Origin of the sequence: Corallococcus sicarius (assembly GCF_003611735.1) — a bacterium.
Classification (GTDB): domain Bacteria; phylum Myxococcota; class Myxococcia; order Myxococcales; family Myxococcaceae; genus Corallococcus; species Corallococcus sicarius.
Genome location: NZ_RAWG01000629.1, coordinates 1 through 1407, shown reverse-complemented (window position 1 = coordinate 1407; position 1407 = coordinate 1). Strand labels below are relative to the sequence as shown.

The following is a 1407-nucleotide window of genomic DNA, read 5'->3' as shown; positions in this document are numbered from 1 at the left end:
CTCCGGTTGTTTCAGCACCGGCGTCAGGGGGGAGCGGGAGTCGAGCGCCGCCGCGTCCTTGGCGAGCTTGTCCGCGACAGCGGGCGGAAGCTGGTGGGTGCTCCTGGCCAGTACCTTCAGCGCGTCGTGGGCTGAACGGCGCTTCGCATCGCATCCACAAACACGAAGGCCGCGACCCCGCGGGGCGAGTGCTCCTGCCACCCGCCCCGGCGCCGCGGCCCTCACCCTTCTTCTCAGCCTTTGAGACTTCGCCCCGAAGGGCGCGGCGCTACCGTGGCGCCGTCTGCGCCTGCTGGGCGGTGCTGACCTTCACCTTGCTCTGCTCGACCTTGAGGCGCGACAGCTCGCGCTTGAGGGCCGCGTAGTCCGCCTGGGTCATCATGGGGTCGGGATCGTGGCCACCGGGAGGGCCACCCTTGGGGGGCCTGCCCTCGGGCGCGACGGCGCCCCCCTTGTCCACGTTCGTCAGGGGCGCGGAGCGCTCCGCGGTCTGCAGGTCCTTGAAGCGGCTCACGGAGGTGGAGGCCTCCTTCTGGCTCAGCTGCTTCACCAGGGTGAGCGTCCCGGTGCCCCGGTCGAACCGGTACAGCCGGGTGCCCTTGGCGCCCTCATCCACGGCCACTTCCATCGACCCGGCGCCGCTGCTCTTCGCGGCCGGACTGGCGGCCGGAACCGCGCGGGGAAGGGTCCTGATTGCCTGGTTCGGAATCTTCACGTCTTCGGCCTCCGCGTTCGTTGCCGTCATGACGACCACACCCACTGCCATCATCCCCACTGCGGACTTCCAACGCTGGTGCATGAATCCCCCTGGCTCCCATACGCGGAGGGTCGCCAATATTCTCAAGGGGACTCTATTCGAACGCGACCAGGTCCTGGACCCACTTCGCGCTGCCCTGTTGGAGCCAGCGGGCGCGGGTGTCCCGGAGCGCCTGCGCGGGAGGCACCCCGCGGCGCAGCGCCTCCAGCAGCGCCTGGAAGAACGCCCCCGCCTCCACGTCCGGCACCTGCGTGGACGGCGCCACCACCGCGCGCGCCCCGGCCTGGATGAGCGCGGCCGGCAGGCTCCACACCGCGTGGTAGCGCCATGCGCCCACGTTCGCGTCGCACGCGGCCAGCAGCACCACGGGCGAGCCCCGGAGCGTGTGCCCCTCCAGGTCCCCCGCCGTCAGCGCGTAGCGACCGCCCGCATCCGGGGACAGCGCCAGGAAGGCCGCGTCGGACAGGCCCGTACCAGAGAGGCCGTGCGTGTGCAGCTCCACCTCCGTGGCGTCCTCCATCTCCGCGAGCACTGAATCCGGCGTCGCCGCGCGGCCCCGCAGGTGGACATCGCCCGGCCCCGTCTCGCCCTTCCACGGCATCAGGCGCGGCAGCCCCAGGGACGCGGGCGGCTCCACGTCCGACACCACC

The 1407-nt window shown here is 71.9% G+C and carries 2 protein-coding genes; both read right to left on the bottom strand.

Going from position 1 to position 1407, the window contains the following annotated elements; all coding sequences use genetic code 11:
• Positions 1-268 precede the first annotated feature (268 nt).
• Positions 269-745 carry a hypothetical protein gene (locus D7X12_RS41355; protein ID WP_147444001.1) on the bottom strand — a complete coding sequence of 159 codons (477 nt, stop codon included), beginning with the start codon at positions 743-745 and terminating at the stop codon, positions 269-271.
• A gap of 106 nt (positions 746-851) precedes the next feature.
• Positions 852-1407, bottom strand: a 556-nt coding sequence (locus tag D7X12_RS41350) for a CHAT domain-containing protein (RefSeq protein WP_120630563.1), incomplete at its 5' end; no start/stop codon positions are given.

What these genes read in the sequence shown, in the direction of transcription:
- D7X12_RS41355 (WP_147444001.1), bottom strand. Translation starts at nt 745, where the DNA reads ATGACGGCAACGAACGCGGAGGCCGAAGACGTGAAGATTCCGAACCAG.